This window comes from Streptomyces sp. NPDC048290 (assembly GCF_040652095.1).
GTDB lineage: Bacteria > Actinomycetota > Actinomycetes > Streptomycetales > Streptomycetaceae > Streptomyces.
The window spans coordinates 144,828-160,801 of the sequence record NZ_JBEZLM010000006.1 but is presented as its reverse complement, the minus strand read 5'-3'; the positions used below and the strand labels follow the sequence as shown (position 1 = coordinate 160,801).

13 protein-coding genes and 2 pseudogenes are annotated in these 15,974 nt (G+C 73.4%); 7 read left to right on the top strand and 8 right to left on the bottom strand.

Annotation, left to right across the window (positions count from 1 at the left end; translation table 11 throughout):
* Positions 1 to 29: 29 nt before the first annotated feature.
* Positions 30 to 2,639 carry a helicase C-terminal domain-containing protein gene (locus AB0D49_RS12235; RefSeq protein WP_362755027.1) on the top strand — a complete coding sequence of 870 codons (2,610 nt, stop codon included), beginning with the start codon at positions 30 to 32 and terminating at the stop codon, positions 2,637 to 2,639.
* A gap of 391 nt (positions 2,640 to 3,030) precedes the next feature.
* Positions 3,031 to 3,315: a hypothetical protein gene (locus AB0D49_RS12230; protein WP_362755024.1), complete on the top strand. Its 285-nt coding sequence runs from the start codon at positions 3,031 to 3,033 to the stop codon at positions 3,313 to 3,315.
* On the opposite strand, the gene istB is transcribed toward AB0D49_RS12230, so the two are convergent.
* Complete coding sequence (istB, locus tag AB0D49_RS12225; protein ID WP_362755021.1) at positions 3,299 to 4,570, bottom strand: IS21-like element helper ATPase IstB; 1,272 nt, start codon at positions 4,568 to 4,570, stop codon at positions 3,299 to 3,301. The genes AB0D49_RS12230 and istB overlap by 17 nt on opposite strands.
* Positions 4,571 to 4,872: 302 nt before the next feature.
* Here istB and AB0D49_RS12220 point away from each other — a divergent pair, with 302 nt between their 5' ends.
* Positions 4,873 to 6,516 carry a DNA repair helicase XPB gene (locus AB0D49_RS12220; protein WP_362755017.1) on the top strand — a complete coding sequence of 548 codons (1,644 nt, stop codon included), beginning with the start codon at positions 4,873 to 4,875 and terminating at the stop codon, positions 6,514 to 6,516.
* Here the strand turns inward: AB0D49_RS12220 and AB0D49_RS12215 are convergent.
* From AB0D49_RS12215 to AB0D49_RS12205, 3 genes are all read right to left on the bottom strand, one after another.
* The gene (locus tag AB0D49_RS12215) at positions 6,468 to 7,514 is read right to left on the bottom strand and encodes a glycosyltransferase 87 family protein (protein WP_362755796.1); all 1,047 of its coding nucleotides are present in this window, start codon (positions 7,512 to 7,514) and stop codon (positions 6,468 to 6,470) included. The two genes, AB0D49_RS12220 and AB0D49_RS12215, sit on opposite strands and share 49 nt — an antisense overlap.
* A gap of 140 nt (positions 7,515 to 7,654) precedes the next feature.
* Positions 7,655 to 7,834 (bottom strand): hypothetical protein, encoded by a 180-nt coding sequence (locus tag AB0D49_RS12210; RefSeq protein WP_362755011.1) that lies wholly within the window; start codon positions 7,832 to 7,834, stop codon positions 7,655 to 7,657.
* Between the two features lie 192 nt (positions 7,835 to 8,026).
* Positions 8,027 to 10,129 (bottom strand): UvrD-helicase domain-containing protein, encoded by a 2,103-nt coding sequence (locus AB0D49_RS12205; protein ID WP_362755014.1) that lies wholly within the window; start codon positions 10,127 to 10,129, stop codon positions 8,027 to 8,029.
* 597 nt (positions 10,130 to 10,726) lie between these two features.
* On the opposite strand from AB0D49_RS12205, the gene AB0D49_RS12200 reads away from it, so the two are divergent.
* Complete coding sequence (locus AB0D49_RS12200; RefSeq protein ID WP_362755011.1) at positions 10,727 to 10,906, top strand: hypothetical protein; 180 nt, start codon at positions 10,727 to 10,729, stop codon at positions 10,904 to 10,906.
* 64 nt (positions 10,907 to 10,970) lie between these two features.
* Here AB0D49_RS12200 and AB0D49_RS12195 read toward each other — a convergent pair whose 3' ends face one another.
* Together AB0D49_RS12195 and AB0D49_RS12190 are read right to left on the bottom strand one after the other, a co-directional pair.
* A complete protein-coding gene (locus AB0D49_RS12195) occupies positions 10,971 to 11,687 on the bottom strand; it encodes a copper homeostasis protein CutC (RefSeq protein ID WP_362755007.1) in 717 nt (238 codons plus the stop codon).
* 379 nt (positions 11,688 to 12,066) lie between these two features.
* The gene (locus tag AB0D49_RS12190) at positions 12,067 to 12,750 is read right to left on the bottom strand and encodes a maleylpyruvate isomerase family mycothiol-dependent enzyme (protein WP_362755004.1); all 684 of its coding nucleotides are present in this window, start codon (positions 12,748 to 12,750) and stop codon (positions 12,067 to 12,069) included.
* A 62-nt stretch (positions 12,751 to 12,812) separates the two neighbouring features.
* Here AB0D49_RS12190 and AB0D49_RS12185 point away from each other — a divergent pair, with 62 nt between their 5' ends.
* Positions 12,813 to 13,487 carry a hypothetical protein gene (locus tag AB0D49_RS12185; RefSeq protein ID WP_362755001.1) on the top strand — a complete coding sequence of 225 codons (675 nt, stop codon included), beginning with the start codon at positions 12,813 to 12,815 and terminating at the stop codon, positions 13,485 to 13,487.
* A 32-nt stretch (positions 13,488 to 13,519) separates the two neighbouring features.
* A pseudogene (locus AB0D49_RS12180) lies at positions 13,520 to 14,032 on the top strand (GNAT family N-acetyltransferase); the annotation flags it as partial.
* Positions 14,033 to 14,039: 7 nt separating this feature from the next.
* Here the strand turns inward: AB0D49_RS12180 and AB0D49_RS12175 are convergent.
* Positions 14,040 to 14,318 carry a DUF4031 domain-containing protein gene (locus AB0D49_RS12175; RefSeq protein WP_362754998.1) on the bottom strand — a complete coding sequence of 93 codons (279 nt, stop codon included), beginning with the start codon at positions 14,316 to 14,318 and terminating at the stop codon, positions 14,040 to 14,042.
* 257 nt (positions 14,319 to 14,575) lie between these two features.
* Positions 14,576 to 14,974 (bottom strand): annotated as a pseudogene (locus AB0D49_RS12170) (hypothetical protein); the annotation flags it as partial.
* A gap of 55 nt (positions 14,975 to 15,029) precedes the next feature.
* On the opposite strand from AB0D49_RS12170, the gene AB0D49_RS12165 reads away from it, so the two are divergent.
* Positions 15,030 to 15,938 (top strand): MurR/RpiR family transcriptional regulator, encoded by a 909-nt coding sequence (locus AB0D49_RS12165; RefSeq protein ID WP_362754995.1) that lies wholly within the window; start codon positions 15,030 to 15,032, stop codon positions 15,936 to 15,938.
* Positions 15,939 to 15,974: the final 36 nt, after the last annotated feature.

Genomic DNA, 15,974 nt, shown 5'->3' with positions numbered 1-15,974 from the left:
TGTCGTAGGGACCCGCTAACGTGGAGCGGATGAGCGACGAGAAGCCGGCGCCCGCCCCGCGCTCCCTCGCGGAGGCGCTCCGCGCCAGGGACGACGCCTCCCTGGCCGTGCTGCTGCGCGGTCGCCCGGATCTCATCACGCCGGTGCCGACGGATCTGACCCAGCTCGCCACCCGCGCGGCCACCCGTGCCTCGGTGCTGCGGGCGCTGGAGCGGCTGGACCGGTTCGCCCAGCAGACCGCGCAGGCGCTGGCCGTCGCCCCCGATCCGGCGTCGTACGGGGAGCTGCTGGCGCTGATGGCGGGCGACGAGGGCGACGCGGTGGTCGCGGGCGCGCTGCCGGGCGCCGTGGGCACACTGCGCGAGCTGGCGCTGGTGTGGGGCGGCGACGACCGGCTGCGGCTGGTGCGCACGGCGCGGGAGCTGCTGGCGCCGTCCGTTCAGTATCCGTCGCCGACCGGGCTCGGGCCGGCCGTGCGGGAGGCGTCGGCGGGGATGTCGCCGGGGCGGATGCAGGAGATCGTGGCGGCGGCGGGGCTGCCGGGTACGCCTGACGCGGTGTCGGCGGCGGCCTCGCTGAGCGCGCTGTTCAGCGACCGGGCGCGGCTGTCCGCGCTGCTGGCGAAGGCTCCGGCGGAGTCCCTCGAGGCACTCGCCCGGCTGGTGTGGGGGCCGCCGTACGGGCAGGTCACGGCCGATCCGGCGCCCCGGCTGCGCTGGCTGCTGGACCGCGGGCTGCTGCTGCCGACGGCGCCCGGGACGGTGGTGCTGCCCCGGGAGGTGGCGCTGCATCTGCGCGACGGGCGGGCGCACCGGGCGCCGGAGCCGCTGCCGACGGCGGTGGTCCCGGCCGCCACGCACTCCCCCCGGCTGGTGGACGCCACGGCGGCGGGACAGGCGTTCACGGCTCTGGCGACGGTCGAGGAGCTGCTGGGGGACTGGGACGAGGGCGGTCCCGCGGTGCTGCGGGCCGGTGGGCTGAGCGTGCGTGATCTGAAGCGGACGGCGGTGGCGCTGGACGTGGCGGAGCCGGTCGCCGCGTTCTGGGTGGAGCTGGCGTACGCGGCCGGGCTGATCGCCTCCGACGGCGAGGCCGACGAGCGGTACGCGGTGACACCGCGCTACGACGAGTGGCGTGAGAGGCCCGCCGCCGAGCGCTGGGCGGGGCTGGCCGTGGCGTGGCTGTCGGGGACGCGCGCGCCGGGGCTGGTCGGCGGCCGGGACGGCAAGGACCGCACGCTGGCGGCGCTCGGCCCGGGGCTGGACCGCGCGGCGGCGCCCGAGGTGCGGCACCGGGTGCTGACCTTGCTGGGCGGGCTGGCGCCGGGCGGTGCTCCGGGCCCGGCGACGGTCCTCGACCGGCTGCGCTGGGAGCGTCCGCCGCGCCGGGAGGACGATCTGCGGGAGCGGCTGGCGCGCTGGGCGCTGTCGGAGGCGGAGCTGCTGGGGGTCACCGGGCGGGGCGCGCTGTCGGCGTTCGGGCGGGCGCTGCTGGGGCTGCCGGAGGCGGTGGGGGCGGCGGCGGTGGGGGCGGCGGCGGTGGGGGCGGCGGCGGTGGCGGCTCCGGCCGGGGGCCCGGCGGCCGTGGCGGGCGACGGTCCGGCCGACGCCGGGGACAAGCTGCCCGTACGGCATCTGCACCACCGTGTCCCGCCGCCGGAGCCGCTGTCCGCCGCCGAGCAGACGGTGGCCGGTGCGGCGGCGGCCCGGCTGCTGGCCCCGCAGTTGCCCGAGCCGCTGGACCATGTGCTGCTCCAGGCCGATCTGACGGCCGTCGCGCCCGGTCCGCTGCGGCGTCCGCTGGCCGAGGTGATGGGGGTCGTCGCGGACGTCGAGTCCAAGGGCGGGGCGACGGTGTACCGGTTCACCCCGGCCTCCGTACGGCGTGGTCTCGACGCCGGTCAGACCGCGTCCGACCTGCATTCCTTCCTCGCCGCGCACTCCCGTACGCCGGTGCCGCAGCCGCTGGCCTATCTGATCGACGACGTGGCCCGCAGACATGGCCATCTGCGGGTGGGCGCCGCCTCCGCGTATGTGCGCTGCGACGACGACGCCGTGCTCGGCGAGATCCTCGCCGACAAGCGCTCCGCCGGGCTGCGGCTGCGGCGCCTTGCGCCGACCGTGCTGGCCGCGCAGAGCGATCCGGGTGCGCTGCTGGAGGGGTTGCGGGCGATGGGGTTCGCCCCGGCCGCGGAGTCCGCGGAGGGGGATGTGCTGATCACCCGCGCGCTGGCCCGCCGTACGCCGCCGCGGGCCGTTCCCGAGCCGGTCCCGGACGGTCCGCCGCCGCCGGACGCGACACTGCTGACGGCGGCGATCCGGGCGATCCGGGCCGGTGATCTCGCCGCGACCGCGCCACGCCGGCCGGTCACCCCGGAGACGACCGGCGGGGAGCTGCCCCGCACCGGGCCCGCCGAGACCCTGGCGGCGGTGCAGGCCGCCGTGCTCACGGGGCAGGCGCTGTGGATCGGTTATGTCAACGCGGAGGGCGCGGCCAGTCAGCGGGTGATCGCCCCGGTGCGGGTCGAGGGCGGCTTCGTGACGGCGTACGACCATACGGCGGACGAGGTACGGACGTATCCACTGCACCGGATCACGGGGGTCGCGGAGCTGGCGGGGGAGGGTCCTGGGCCGCGCTGACGGGAGCGTGGAGCCGGTGGGCGAGGGTCCTGGACGGCGCTGACGGGGGGCGCGGAGCCGGAGGGCGAGGGTCCTGGGCGGCGCTGACCGGGATCACGGAGCCGGTGGGCGAGAGCCTGGGCCGCGCTGACGGGGGTCCCCGTCACTCCGCCGGGTGTACGCGGCGATTCATGCGCGCCACGCCGGGGGCTTCGCTCCCATGGGGGAGGTTGCCGGGCGGGTCGCATCGGGGTGGGCGGGGACGGGCAGCCACGGGGTGGTCCGCTCCCGCCGGACCTGACCTGACCTTTGGGAGGTCGGTGCTCGGCGGCTCCGGCAGTTCCTTCAGCACTCAGCCCTTGCGCCCCTTCGCCCCTCTCCTCACCCCCTTCGGAAAGGTCCCGACGCCCGTATGCGTGCCCAGCGTTCCGTCCCCGCCCCGTCCACCAGCGTCGCCGTCTCGCTCACCGCGCTGATCTCCGCCGCCGCGCTGCTGGGGGTGCTCGCCCCGGAGGCCGGTGCCGTCACTCCGGCGGCTCCCTCGGCTCTTCGGTCCCCCGTGTCCGCGGCCCCTCACAACCCGTCCCCGCTGCCGCTGCCCCTCGCCGGGGCGGAGACGCTGATCACGGAGGGGGTGACGGTGGAGGGGCCGCTGCTCCAGAACATCGTGCTGCCCTCGCTCACGCCCCTGCTGTGAGCCGCCGGGTGCGGTAGCTGTCCCCGTCGAGCCGCACGATCTCGGCGTGGTGGGCCAGCCGGTCCGCCATCGCCGCCGCGGCGGGGCCGCTGAAGATCTCGTCCCAGCGGCCCGGCGGGCGGTCTCCGGTGACGACGATCGAGCCGCGCTGGTAGCGGTGGGCGACCAGTTGGAAGAAGAGCGCGGTGGTGTCGGCGTCGAACGGCACATAGCCGATCTCATCGACGATGAGCAGTCCGTAGCCGTCCAGTTCGGTGAGTTCCTGGTCGAGGCGTCCGGCGGTGCGGGCGCCCGACAGCCGGACCGCCCACTCCGCGGCGGTCGCGAACAGTACCCGGTGGCCCGACTCGCAGGCCCGTACGCCCAGGCCGACGGCCAGATGGGTCTTGCCCGTGCCGGGCGGGCCGGTGAAGACCACGTTGTGCCGGGCGATCAGGAAGTCCAGCTTGCCCAGGCGGGCGATCCGCTCCCGGTCGAACAGCCGGGGGTGGTCCGCGTCGAAATGCTCCAGGAGGGTCCGGGAGGGGAATCCGGCCTCGGTGATCCGGGACTCCGCGCCCGGCTCACCCGTGCGGGGCGCGGGGATCGCGGCGGTCGGCCCCGGCGGGGGCGTGGACGGGGACGCGGGGGCGTCCTGGTCGTCGGCGCGGGAATGGGCCTCGCGGTACTGCTGCTGGATCTCGCTGTGGATCTGGTCGGCGCGGGCGGCCATCGGCCCGGACATATAGGCGAGGATCGCGGCCGACACGATGAACGCCATATGGATCACCGTTCCCCACAGCAGGGAGTGGCGGGAGGTGCGGTGCACATCCACGAACATCTGGAGCAGATGGACCGAGGAGATCCCGACGATCGCGGTGGCCAGCTTCACCTTGAGGACGTTCGGGTTGACGTGCGAGAGCCATTCGGGCTGGTCGCGGTGGCCCTGGAGGCCGATCCGGGACACGAAGGTCTCATAGCCGCCGACGATCACCATGATCAGCAGATTGGCGATCATCACCACGTCCACTAATTTCAGGACGGCGAGCATCACATACGTCTCGGTGGCCCGCCCTCCCACACAGGTGAGGATCAGCTTCCACAGCTCGTAGAAGAACTTGTAGACGTACACCCCCTGCACCGCGACCAGGCCGAAGTAGAGCGGGGCCTGGAGCCAGCGGGTGGCGAAGAGGGCGAGCCCGAGGGTGCGGGGCGGGGGTGAGGAGGACGGGGCGTAGGGGGCGGGGGCCAGGTAGGTGGGGGAGGAATGCTGCACACCGCCTGATTCTCCGGACCTCACCGCCGTTCGGCTCAAGCCCGGCCACCCTCAGGACTGATTAGACATCCCGTACTAAGGGTGACTGATCCCGATGATCCGATCACTATCGGTGACGAACCCGGTCAGTCCGCGCCGTGGAACCGGTCACGCCCCGCCCCCGAACCGGACGGACCCGCGGGCCGGGCACGAGGGCACCGGGTCCTCTCCGCCCGTCCCCCGCCGTCCCCCCGCCCCGCCGCCTCGATCAGGCACACTGGACGTTTGGCCGAACCGTCCGGCCGCGGGAAAGGGTGGCGCGCGTGAATGGCCCATTGATCGTCCAGTCCGACAAGACGCTGCTGCTCGAAGTGGACCACGAGCAGGCCGACGAGTGCCGTCGGGCCATCGCCCCGTTCGCCGAGCTGGAGCGGGCGCCGGAGCACATCCACACCTACCGGGTGACCCCGCTGGGCCTGTGGAACGCGCGGGCCGCCGGGCACGACGCCGAGCAGGTGGTGGACGCGCTGGTGCAGTTCAGCCGCTACCCCGTGCCGCACGCGCTGCTGGTCGACGTCGCCGAGACGATGGACCGGTACGGACGGCTGACCCTGGCCAAGCACCCGGCGCACGGGCTGGTGCTGTCCAGCACCGACCGGCCGGTGCTGGAGGAGGTGCTGCGCTCCAAGCGGATCGCGCCGCTGGTCGGGGCGCGGATCGACCCGGACACCGTGGCCGTGCACCCCTCCGAGCGCGGGCAGATCAAGCAGACCCTGCTGAAGCTCGGCTGGCCGGCCGAGGACCTCGCCGGATATGTGGACGGCGAGGCCCACCCCATCGCCCTGCACGAGGAGGGCTGGGCGCTGCGCCCCTACCAGAAGCAGGCGGTGGAGAACTTCTGGCACGGCGGCAGCGGAGTCGTCGTCCTGCCCTGCGGCGCGGGCAAGACGCTGGTGGGCGCGGGTGCCATGGCCCAGTCCCAGTCGACCACCCTGATCCTGGTCACCAACACCGTCTCGGCCCGGCAGTGGAAGCACGAGCTGGTGAAGCGGACCTCCCTGACCGAGGACGAGATCGGCGAGTACAGCGGTACGAAGAAGGAGATCCGGCCGGTCACCATCGCCACGTACCAGGTGCTCACGACCCGGCGGAAGGGCGTCTACCCGCATCTGGAGCTGTTCGACTCCCGCGACTGGGGCCTGATCCTCTACGACGAGGTGCATCTGCTGCCCGCGCCGGTCTTCAAGTTCACCGCCGATCTCCAGGCGCGCCGCCGCCTCGGTCTGACCGCGACGCTGGTGCGCGAGGACGGCCGGGAGTCGGATGTGTTCTCGCTGATCGGGCCGAAGCGGTTCGACGCGCCCTGGAAGGAGATCGAGGCGCAGGGCTACATCGCGCCCGCCGACTGCGTCGAGGTCCGGGTCAATCTCACCGACTCCGAGCGGCTGGCGTACGCCACGGCGGAGACCGAGGAGAAGTACCGCTTCTGCGCCACGACCGCGACCAAGCGGAAGGTGACCGAGGCGATCGTGCGCCGCTTCGCCGGGCAGCAGATCCTGGTGATCGGCCAGTACATCGACCAGCTCGACGAACTCGGTGAGCATCTGAACGCCCCGGTGATCAAGGGGGAGACCTCCAACGCCCAGCGCGAGAAGCTCTTCGACGCCTTCCGCGAGGGCGAGATCAGTGTGCTGGTGGTGTCCAAGGTCGCCAACTTCTCCATCGATCTGCCGGAGGCCACGGTGGCCGTCCAGGTGTCGGGCACATTCGGCTCCCGCCAGGAGGAGGCGCAGCGCCTCGGCCGGGTCCTGCGCCCCAAGGCGGACGGCCATCAGGCGCACTTCTACTCCGTGGTCGCCCGCGACACCATCGACCAGGACTTCGCCGCGCACCGCCAGCGGTTCCTGGCCGAACAGGGCTACGCGTACCGGATCATGGACGCGGACGAGCTTCTCGCCGAGAGCTGAACCGCCCCGAACAGCGCCAGCGCCAGCAGCGGGTACGGCGAGGCGGCGAGCTGCTGCCACCAGGGCAGCCGCAGGTCCAGGTCGCCCTGGTGCGGCACCAGCCACATCGTGCGCGCGGTGAACAGCAGCCCCAGCAGCCCCGCCGCCCTCAGCTGTCCCTGGGCGAGCGCCACGGCCAGCAGCGGCACGCACCACACCCAGTGGTGGCTCCAGCTGATCGGTGAGACCAGCAGGGCGGTGCCCGCCGTGAGCAGTACGGCCGTACGCTCGTCCGGCGCGCTCCGCACCAGCCACAGCCCGGCCGCCGCGACCGCCACCGCCGTAAGTGCCCACGCCGGTCCCGGGTGGGGGTCGCCGAGCGCGCGGGCGACGAGCCCCTGCAAGGACTGGTTGTCGACGATCCAGGCCTTGCCGACCCGCCCCGTCTCGAACAGCCGCCGCGTCCAGAAATCCACACTGGCGGCAGGCAGCACCAGCGCACCGACCACGGCCGTCCCCACGAACGCCGCCAGTCCCACGCCCGCCTCCCGGTACCGGCCGCGCAGCGCGAGGTGCACCAGGAACAGCGCCGGGGTGAGCTTGATCCCGGCCGCGATCCCGATGGCCACGCCCCGCCCCCGAGCACCGGGAGCCCGGGTGAGATCCCACAGCACCAGACAGACCAAGGCGAGATTGATCTGCCCGAACAACAGCGTCTGGAAGACGGGCTCCAGCCACAGTGCGAGCGCGGCGCACGCACAGACGACGGGCCGGGGCAGCCGGGTCCGGCCCGCCAGCCGGGCGGAGAGCTGGACGAGCCAGGCCAGCAGGACCAGATTGCCGCCCAGGACCACGGCCTTGAGCACCGGGACCGGGAACCAGACGAGCGGGGTGAACAGCAGTGCGGCGAAGGGGGGATAGGTGGCGGGCAGCCGCCACTCGGTGACGGTGAACCCGTACAGATCACGGCCGTCGAGGACCGCGGCGCCTTCGGCCCGGTAGACCAGCACATCGGCCATGGGCAGCCCGCGCACGGCACACAGCGCACAGAAGGCGCTCAGGGAGAGCAGACAGAGAAGGCCGGCGACCGACCGGGACGTGAGAGAGCCGAAGAAGGTCACCAGGAGTGAGGAACGGATCACCCGGCGACACTAGGCGCTCACCGCCGGCGAACGCCCGCTTCCTCGCCGTACTCGCCGAGGATGACGACATCGAACGCCGCACCCGCGAACACCCGCACGGCACGCACAGCTTCACCTATGCGATGCCGGTGGGCCCCGGCGACTGCGGTGGCACCCGAGGGGCGCCCGGGAACTGGGGAGATCGTGGCTGCGCTCATGCATCCATAGTGCGTTCCCGGAGGTAAAGAGGGCATCGGTCTACAGAGCCAATTCCCCGGCCGCCCGTGTCCCTCCCTGGGGGGAGTCCGCGCCTCCTACTCGGGAGGGAGGGGGCAGGGGCGAGGACTCACCGGGCTATGAGCGTCGTACACGGGCTCACACGGACACACGGTCGGCGACGGCGCGTCCCCTCACCCCGCCAACTCCCCCGGCAGCTCCCCCCGATGGGCCACCACCAGCCCCGACACCGCCCGGGTCAGCGCCACATACAGCCGCCGCAACCCCGTTCGGGCATCAGGCTCCCCCGCCACCACGGCGCCCGGTTCGTCCAGTACCACGTAGTCGTACTCCAGGCCCTTCGCCAGCGATGCCGGGACCAGTGTCAGCCGGGTCTCCCGGGTCGTCTCCTCGCCCGGTCCGAGGTAGCCGACGCCCGCCGCCCGCAGGGCCTCCGCCAGCGTCTGCGCGCGGGCGTCCGCCGCGATCAGTCCGACCGAGCCCTCCCGCTGAAGGGCTTCCCGTACCGCGTCCACCACCTCGGAGTCGTCGGAGATCTGCCGTACCTCGAAGGCGCCCGGGTTCTCGCGTACCGACTCCACCGGCGCCAGGCCCGGTGCGATGTGCGGCAGCAGCCGTGACGCGTACGCGATGACATCGGTCGGCACCCGGAACCCCGCCGTCAGCTCCTCCACCACCGCGTCCCCCTTGCCGAGGTGCCCCAGCGCCTCCGCCCAGCTGCGCGTGGCCCACGGGGTCGTCCCCTGAGCCAGGTCCCCCAGGACCGTCGCCGAGCCCGTCGTACACCGCCGTCCCACCGCGCGGTACTGCATCGGCGACAGGTCCTGCGCCTCGTCCAGCACCACATGCCCCAGCGAGTGCGTGCGCTCGATCAGATCCGCCGCCTCGTCCACCAGCACCGCGTCCGCCGCCGACCACTTCGCCGCCTTCAGCGACCGCACCGGTTTCGCCCAGCGCAGCGCCGTCTGCTCCCGCTCCGACAGAATCCCGTCCGCGTGCTCCGCGAGGAACTCCGGTTCGCCCAGCAGCCGCAGCACCAGCTTCGCCGGTTCCATCGCGGGCCACACCGCCTTGACCGCCGCCTTCACCGCGCGGTCCCGCGCGACCGCGTCCTGCACCCGGTCGTCCGGCGCCTCCCCGGACCGCTCCATCTGCACCAGCACCGCGTGCGCGATCCGCTGCGGCAGCGCCTCCCGGGCCGCCCCGTAGCGGATGTCCCGGTCGAGCAGCTCCCGTACCAGCTCCGCCAGTTCGTACGCCGACACCCGCCACCGCCGTGAGCCGCGCACCACGACCACCGGCTCCACCGGCGTCGTCACCTGCGCGTACAGCGCCCGGCGCAGCACCCGCGCCATCCGGGCGTCGCCCTTGACGAGGGCCGTCGCCGCCTCGTCCGTACCGCGCACCTCCACCCGCGCCACCAGATCGTCCACGGTAGCCTGCCGCACCGACAACTCCCCGAGCGCGGGCAGCACCTGCTCGATGTAGTGGAGGAAGGACCGGTTCGGGCCGATCACCAGGGTCCCCGTCCGGGCCAGCCGCTCACGGTGGGCGTACAGCAGATACGCCACCCGGTGCAGCCCCACCGCCGTCTTCCCGGTGCCCGGCCCGCCCTGCACACACACCGTCCCGGACAGCCCGGACCGTACGATCTCGTCCTGCTCGGGCTGGATCGTCGCGACGATGTCCCGCATCGGCCCCACGCGCGGGCGCTCGATCTCCCGCTGGAGCAGACGGCTGGTGCGGTCCGTCTCCGCCGGGTCGGACAGCCGCTCGTCCTCGTACGCGGTCAGCTCGCCGCCGGTGTAGCCGAAGCGGCGGCGCAGCGCGATGTCCAGGGGGTCCTTCCTGGACGCCCGGTAGAAGGGCTGTGCGACCGGTGCCCGCCAGTCGATGACCATGGGGTCGCCCTCGCCATCGTGCACATGACGGCGCCCGATGTAGAAGCGCTCGCCGTCCGCGCCTTCGGCCCGCTCGGCGCCGGGCGCGTGCAGATAGTCGAGGCGGCCGAAGAACAGCGGGGTGCCGGCGAGGTCGGCGAGCGCCTTCACCCGCAGTTCGACCTGGTGGGCCAGCGCCTCCGCGCTCACCCAGTTCGCGGCGACATCGCTGATGTCGAGCCCCTCGGCCTCCTCCCGCATGGCCCGCAGGGCGGCCCGCGAGGAGGTGAGATGGGCGCGCTCACGCGAGAGCGGATCATGTACGCCGGGAGGATCTCCTAGAGGAGCGCCGGGGGCAGTACCGGGGTCGGCGGGGTCGATGGCGGGCGTGGACAAGGCGGTGCCTCCGGGAGTGGTCTGCGGGGTGTGCGGGGCGGCGCGCGGTGCCGCGTACGCGGGAGACCGGCCGGTTTCCGTCCGGTCGGCGGCACTCCGGAAGGGAGGCGGGCAAGAGCGGAGATGTTAGAGGAACGACCGGCGAGGGGCCACTGAATTTCGCCGTGGGGCGATGATCGCCATGCCGGGTCAGCGCTCTGAGGTCGGCGCGGAAGCGGAACGCGCGGCCTTCAGCCGAGCCGTGTGGCAGGGCCTGCCCTGGACGGCGAGAGCGTGCGGGATCATCGGGAGGGCAACCGGCTGGCTTTGCTTTCCTCGACGCGCCCCGCGCGGTCATGGAGTAGCCGCCCCCACCGCAGGCACACCACCGGCCACGTCATCGGCGTCCCCGCCGTCGCCGAGACCGCCACCCACGCCCCCGCCGACACCTCATCGGCACGCCGCGAAGATCTTTCGGTGACAACCCCTAGGGGACTGCAGTCCTCGCGGAGGGGCTTCCCTGGGGGTTCGGCTCCACCCCCGGGTGGACGGCGGCGGCGGGGGAATTGGCTCCGTAGACCGATGCCGTCTTCACCTCCGGGAACGCACTATGGATGCATGAGCGCAGCCACGATCTCCCCAGTTCCCGGGCGCCCCTCGGGTGCCACCGCAGTCGCCGGGGCCCACCGGCATCGCATAGGTGAAGCCGTGCGTGCCGTGCGGGTGTTCGCGGGTGCGGCGTTCGATGTCGTCATCCTCGGCGAGTACGGCGAGGAAGCGGGCGTACGCCGCCGGTGACCACCGGCGCTCTCAGGAGCGCCGGAGGCACACCGGACGACGAACCCCGGCGAACCCTCGCCACCTACCCCCCATCCACACCCCCATCCACGCCCCCGTCCACCGCGGCCCTCCACTCCCGCACGGCCACCGCGGAGACCGGTCCCTCCCATCCCGTGGGGCGCGCCGCGCCGCCGATGTGGAAGGCGTCGATGCCGGCCGCCCGCAGCGCGGGGACGTGGTCGAGGCGCAGGCCGCCGCCCACCAGCAGCTGCTGTTCATAGCCCGGCTCGCCCCGCCGCCCCGCCTCGGTCAGCAGGGTCGCGTGGCCCTCGTCGACCCCGCCCGCCGCACCGGCCGTGAGGTAGGTGTCCAGGCCGGGCAGCCCGTCGAGTTGCTTGCGCAGCGCGTCCCGGTCCGCCGCGCGGTCGATCGCCCGGTGGAAGGTCCAGGCACAGCCGTCCAGCTCCCCCACGAGCTGTTCGACCACGGCCAGGTCCAGCCCCCCGTGCGGGTCCAGGAAGCCGAGCACGAACTCGTCCGCCCCCGCCCCCCGCATCCGCCGTGCCGCGTCCACCAGCCGTTCCGTGTCCCCCGCGGCGAACCCGGCCGCGAGCCGCAGCATCACCCGCAGCGGAATGTCCACGGCTGCACGGATCGCCGTGAAGGTCTCGGCGGACGGGGTCAGCCCGTCCGCCGACATGTCGGTGACCAGCTCCAGCCGGTCCGCACCCCCCGCCTGGGCGGCGACCGCGTCCTCGGGATCGAGCGCGATCACCTCCAGGACTGCACGCGAAACCATCAGGACCCCTTCCCGTTTCCCCTGGCGACTACAGGTCTAGTCCAATATCAGAGTACGCCGCGAACCCGCAGGCCGCGAGGAGGGGCCCCGTCCTAGAAGGTGACCGTCGCAGTTGTCACGCGTAAATGTTTGCCCGATGAAAGGATTTCTGCCGCGTAACGGACGATCGGCCGCGCGGTCACAGGGACCACATTCAGCCGATCTCGCGCCCGTCAGCGGTCGATGGTCAGCACCGGTCAGCCGTACCTGTTCCGTGCGTCAGCCGTAGGCGTTCGGCACCAGTCGGCCGCACGTGTGCAGCGCCCGTCAGCCGTACACGTTCCGTGCCCGTCAGCCGTACACGTTCCATGCCCGTCAGCCGTAGATGTTCAGGAGGAGGTCAGTAGATGCTCAGCTCCGCCGCCGTTGCGCCCACCAGTTCGAAGTCGGCGCCGCGCACCGATCGGCCCGAGCACAGCCGGACGAGGGTGGTCGCGTCGCCGATGAACCGGGCCGGGGGACGCTGTCCGTCCGGCTCTCCCAGCAGTACAGGCTCGTCCCGGTCGTCCAGGTCGGCATGGAGCAGGACCTTGCCCTGCTCCCGGCTGATCCGCGCGAACAGGGCCAGCGCGTCCGGCAGCCCCGCGCCCCCGTACGCGCCCGGTGCGCCCAGCGCCTCGCGGACATCGCCCGCGTGCACCCACTCCCCGAGCCCGATCCCGTCCAGAACCCCGCCCGCCCTCGCGATCACCGGCCCCGCCTCGGTCATCCCCCGCTCCAGCTCGTCCACGATCTGCTGGTGGGACAGAGGGGACAGCGCCTCGATGTCCCGCTGGTTGGCGGCCGGCGAGAACACGTCTTTCTCGTACCGCCGCTCCACCACCCGGCGGAGCACAGAGGCGCAATGCGCCAGCAGGTCCCGCACGGTCCACTCGGGACACGCCTCGGTACGGACCGCGAAGTCCGCGTCCGCCAGGCCGCGCAGCCACGGCACCAACTCGTCCCGCTCCACTCTCAGCAGCCGCCCCGGCAGCTCCGGATCCCGTACCGCCGCGCCGCCACCATGAACACCTTTGTCAGTCATGACCCCAAACTAGGCACGGAGCCCCGCCCAGCAGGACACCCCGGCGGAGGGAGAATGGCCACATGGCCGATCCCGACGCCCTGCGCGCCCGTTTCGCCGCCGCCCTCACCGGCGCCCGCGGCGGTACGGACGGACCCGATCCGGCGCCGTACGCGGATGAGTTGCTCGCCCGCTGGGGCGAACCGCAGCGGCACTACCACACGCTCACCCACCTCACCGCGGTGCTCGACCACCTCGACGGGGCGCTGGCGGACCACGCCGCCGACCCGGACGCCGTACGGCTGGCGGCCTGGTTCCATGACGCCGTGTACCGGCCGGACCGAACGGAGAACGAGGAGCGGTCGGCGCGGCTCGCCGAGCGCGCCCTGCCGGAGGCCGGGGTTCCGGCGGACCGCGCCGCCGAGGTGGCCCGGCTGATCCGGCTGACCACCGGTCACGACCCGGCCGCCGGTGACCGCAACGGCCAGGCCCTGTGCGACGCCGATCTGGCGATCCTGGCGGCGCCCCCGTCGGCGTACGCCGCATACACGGCCGCCGTCCGCGAGGAGTACGGCTTCGTACCGCCCGAGGACTTCCGCAACGGACGCGCGGAAGTGCTGCGCGGGCTGCTCGCGCTCCCGGCCCTCTTCCGCACCCCGTACGGCGCGGAGCACTGGGAGCGCACCGCCCGCTACAACATCACCGCCGAACTGGAGCTGCTCGGCGGACCCGGCCCCTCGAAAGGACCCCGCGCGTGACCGACACCGAGCAGTGCCCGCCGCCCCGTACGCCGGCCGGGCGCCTCACCCTCCAGGGCATCGGCCCGGACACCGCCCGCGCGCTCGCCGACGGCGGCGACGGCGGGTTCGACTGGGCTGGGGGCACCCCCTTCGAGGGCACCCGGGTGGCCGCCGCGATGCTGGTCAGAGCGTATGAAGCGGGCGTGTACCGGCCCGAGTTCGGGCTGTCCGTGCTGGTCAGGCACCACGACGGCCGGGCAATCGGCGCCATGGGCTTCCACGGCGCTCCCGACGACGACGGCCGGGTCGAGATCGGCTACGACCTGGTCGAGACCGCCCGTGGCCAGGGCTACGCGACCGAGGCACTGCGCGCGCTCGCCGCCCGCTCCCTGGCCCGCACCGACGTACGCGCCCTGTTCGCCACGGTGGAACCGGACAACGTCGCCTCCCAGGCCGTCCTGACCCGCACGGGCTTCACCCGCGCCGACGACCACCACCCCGACGACACCCCAGAGACCAGACCCCTGTTCGCCTACGAACTGCGCGGCCCCCTGACGCCCTAGGCCCGGCCTAGTCCGCTGAGTCGACCGCGCGGCCCTTAGGTCTGCGCAGCCCTGAGCCCGTCAGCAGCCGTACCACCTCCCGGCTGCTCACCTCCCGCGCGCCCGCCCGGACCGCGTCCGCGTACCGCTCCGACGGCAGGTCGTAGTGGTCGCGCTCGAAGGCCCTGGGCGACACGCCCAGCCCGGCCGCGAAGCGGTGGAGTTCATCGAAGGAGGCGTCACTGATCAGGTGGGACCACACCCGGCCATGACCCGGCCAGACCGGCGGGTCGATATAGATCGTCACGAGAGGGGCGCCCCGCCACCAGATCCGTCACCAGATCCGTCACCAGATCCGCCGCCGGTCCAGCCACCGGAACCGTCACCAGGCCCACCACCGGAACCACCGCCCGACCAGCCACCCGGCCCACCGCCGGACCAGTCACCCGCCCCGCCGCCAAGCCCATCGGCAGACCCGCCACCGAACGCACCATCAGACCCACCATCCGACCCACCGCCGGAACCGCCATCAGACCCGCCGCCGGACCCACCCCCGGCCCCGCCCCCCACAGCCGAGCCCAGCGCTCCCAGTGCCGCCACCCGCACCCCCGCCTGGTGGCACACCCAGTGCGGGTCGGGACCGAGTTCGGGTTCGATCTCCAGCGCGTGCGGGTCGCCCGCACCGCACACCGGGCACAGCGGCCAGCGCCCGTACCGGTCCAGCAGCGCGTCCTGCACGTCCTGCGCCACCAGCCCGGCGACGAAGGCCGCCCCGTCCGGCCACTGCTCCACCCACCAGCGCCGCTCCCGCACCGCGTCCTCGACCAGCGACACCACGTCCGCCTCGGCCACCTCCCCGGCGACCAGATCGGCCAGCACCCGCGCACGGGCGGTGTGCAGCGCCTGTTCCAGCGCACTGACGGGCCGGGGCGGAAATGGGGGCGGAGAAGGCTGCGCGGGCATACCCCCATTGTGCGCACGCTTGACCGGACCATCCGCCCGAAAATATCTTTCAGAGGTGACCCAGAAGGTGAAGGAAATTTTCGGCGGTACGACCGCCCCCGCCCCCGCCGCACTCGCCGCCAAGGTACGCACCCTCGCCCCCTCGATGACCCGCTCCATGCAGCGGGTCGCCGAGGCCGTCGCCGGGGACCCGGCCGGCTGCGCCGCCCTCACGGTCACCGGCCTCGCCGAACTCACCGGCACCAGCGAGGCCACCGTCGTCCGCACGGCCCGGCTGCTCGGCTACCCCGGGTACCGCGATCTGCGGCTCGCCCTCGCCGGACTGGCCGCCCAGCAGCAGTCCGGCCGCGCACCCGCGATCACCACCGACATCGCCGTGGACGACCCCATCGCCGACGTCGTCGCCAAACTCGCCTACGACGAGCAGCAGACCCTCGCCGACACCGCCGCCGGGCTGGACACCGCGCAGCTCGGCGCCGCCGTCGCCGCCGCCGCGACGGCCCGCCGGATCGATGTGTACGGCATCGGGGCGTCCGGCCTGGTCGCCCAGGACCTCACCCAGAAGCTGCTGCGGATCGGGCTCATAGCCCACGCCCACTCCGACCCCCATCTCGCCGTCACCAACGCGGTCCAGTTGCGCTCCGGCGATGTCGCCGTGGCCATCACCCACTCCGGCTCCACCGGGGACGTGATCGAGCCACTGCGGGCCGCCTTCGAGCGGGGGGCGACCACCGTGGCCATCACCGGCCGCCCGGACGGCCCCGTCACCCAGTACGCCGACCACGTCCTGACCACCTCCACCGCCCGGGAGAGCGAGCTGCGGCCCGCCGCGATGTCCTCCCGGACCGGACAGCTGCTGGTCGTGGACTGTCTCTTCGTGGGCGTGGCGCAACGGACGTACGAGACGGCCGCGCCCGCGCTGGCCGCGTCCTACGAGGCGCTCGCCCACCGCCACCGGCGTTAGCCCCCTGCGGGCCACGCCCCGCGCCGGACACCGGCT